Below are 1,519 nucleotides of genomic sequence, written 5' to 3' on the forward strand. Positions count from 1 at the left end.
CGTTGGCCGCCGCATAGGCGCCTTGTCGGGTGCCGCCCCAGGTTGTGGCGGCCGAGGAGAACAGGATGAAGGTGTGGGGCAGCTGATCGCCCAGCGCGGTGATCAGGTTTTCCGCCCCGAGCGCCTTGGCCATATAGGTGGCGCGGAATTCTTTAACGCTGACCTCGGCGATAGCGGCCCACCCCAAAAACGCTGCCGCGTGCACCACGGTGTCGATGGGTCCGTGCTGGGTGCGGGTTTGATCGATCACCACCCCCACGGCATGTCGATCGGTCACATCCACTGAAGCGGTGCTGGTGCTGACTCCTAGGGCGTGGAGTTCTTCTTCTAGCTCTGCCACGTGTGGGTCGGTGGCGGCGGTGCGGCTCAGCAATACCAGGTGGCTGGCTCCAGCGTGGGCTAGCCAGCGGGCGATATGGGGACCCAGCTGGCCGGTGACGCCGGTGATGACGGCGGTGCCCGAAGGTTTCCACGTGGGGCGCTGATCCGGGGGCAGCGGTGCGTGTCGCAGCCGTCGGGCGTGCACCCCGTGGGGGCGCAGGGCGAGTTGGTCTTCGGTTTGCGGGCAGGTCAAGATCGTGTGCAGGCGTGTGACGTCTTGGGGTGTGGGGGTAGCGGGCAGATCGATCAGTCCGCCCCACCAGTCGGGGTGTTCCAAACACACCGATTGTCCGAGCCCCCACACCGCGGCCTGACTGGGCGCCAACGGCCGCTCGTCGGCACTGACTTGGGCCCCGCCCTGGGTAAGAACCCACAACGGCACACTTAGCCCGCTATCCCCATAGGCCTGCACCAGTGCCAGCGTGGACAACACACCCCTTGACGGTCCGGGCACATCAGGGTCGGTGTGGTCAAAGAGTGCCAGCGCCGACAACACACCCTCACAGCCGCGCGCTGTGGCCTGTTCGACCAGCAGCGTGGTCAACCCGTCGCGGTCCACACGATCGATATCAATAGCCGCGGTGCTGAATTCGTCGGGGTAGCCGGCCAGCAGGGCCTGCAGCCAGGGGTCTTCGGACTGCTCGGGATGAATCAACACCAGCCACCGCTGCCGGATTGACGGGAAAGCGACCGGAGTGACCGCTTGCCAGCCGACCCGATACCGCAACGTATCCACCACCGAGCGTTCGGCCAGTTGCTTGCGCCAGTGCCGCAGGGCGGCCACCACCGAACCCAGCGACGCCGTGGGGGTGTCGGCGATACCCAACACCTGCGCGACGGTGTCCACCGCGTCGCTGTCGACGGCATCCCATAACCGGCCTTCAGCGGGATCACCAACCACGCTCGACGCCGGCGCCGCCAACCAATACGGGCGGTGTTGGAAGGGGTAGGTGGGTAGCGCCACGGTGTGGGTGCCCGGGTACAGGGTGGTCCAGGAGGGGCTGTGGCCGTGGGTGTGCAGGTGGGCCAGGGTGGTGGTGAGGGTGTCGAGGTCGGGGTGGTCGCGGGCCATGGTGGTGATGACCGCGGATCCGGGGTGGTCTGCGACGTCGGTGAGGGCGGGGGCCAGTACGGGGTG

The 1,519-nt window shown here is 67.2% G+C and carries 1 protein-coding gene; it reads right to left on the reverse strand.

The genetic code is table 11. The annotated features are described in order from the left end of the window. The coding region (locus tag MSIMFI_RS27165) for a beta-ketoacyl reductase (protein WP_191500017.1) at positions 1-1,519 on the reverse strand (1,519 nt) is incomplete at both ends.

This window comes from Mycobacterium simulans, assembly GCF_900232995.1.
Lineage (GTDB): Bacteria > Actinomycetota > Actinomycetes > Mycobacteriales > Mycobacteriaceae > Mycobacterium > Mycobacterium simulans.